At 73.5% G+C, this 641-nt stretch carries 1 protein-coding gene; it reads right to left on the bottom strand.

Annotated features, from left to right (window positions below; genetic code table 11):
* The coding region (locus tag ACOV8S_RS26260) for a mechanosensitive ion channel family protein (RefSeq protein WP_448320742.1) at positions 1–556 on the bottom strand (556 nt) is incomplete at its 3' end.
* Positions 557–641 lie beyond the last annotated feature (85 nt).

Below are 641 nucleotides of genomic sequence, written 5' to 3'. Positions count from 1 at the left end.
GCACCGGAAGGACCACCCCCGTCGCGATCCCCGCCTGGCTGAGCGCCGCGACGAACCCCAGGACCAGGACGACCGCCCACAGGACCCGCGCCACCGCACCCCCGTACGCGGCGGACGCGAGCACCGAGCCGACCACCTTCCGCACCGCGCCCGCGACCGCCAGCGTGACCACCACCAGCACCACCGCCACGATGCCGCGCGGCAGCCACGCCACCACCCCGTCGATCATCGCGCCGAGCGGGTTCGGCCCGAAGACGCCCAGCGCCAGCCGCAGCACCATCAGCATCAGCAGGTAGAACACCAGCCGGCTGACGATCCCGGTGAGGTCGTACGGCGACTCCCGCAGCAACCGCCGCACCCCCGACCGCTCCGCGAGCCTCTCCGAGCCGGCTGTGCGCAGGACCCGGTCCAGCACCTTGGCCGCCGTCCATGCGACGGCCCAGCCGAGGAGCAGCAGCACCAGGAACGCCGCCAGCCGCGGAACGAACCCGACGACCCCCGACCAGGCCTCGTCCAGCCTTTCCGTGAGGTCCACGGCCACGCGTCGCAGGACCATCGGCGGACCCCTTCCTCACGCACCCTGCGGTGCCCTCACCACACCCACACCCACACCCACACCCGTCCGGCACCCCCGCTCTCAC

This window comes from Streptomyces sp. CO7, assembly GCF_053474865.1.
This window is presented reverse-complemented; position numbering and strand designations above follow the sequence as displayed.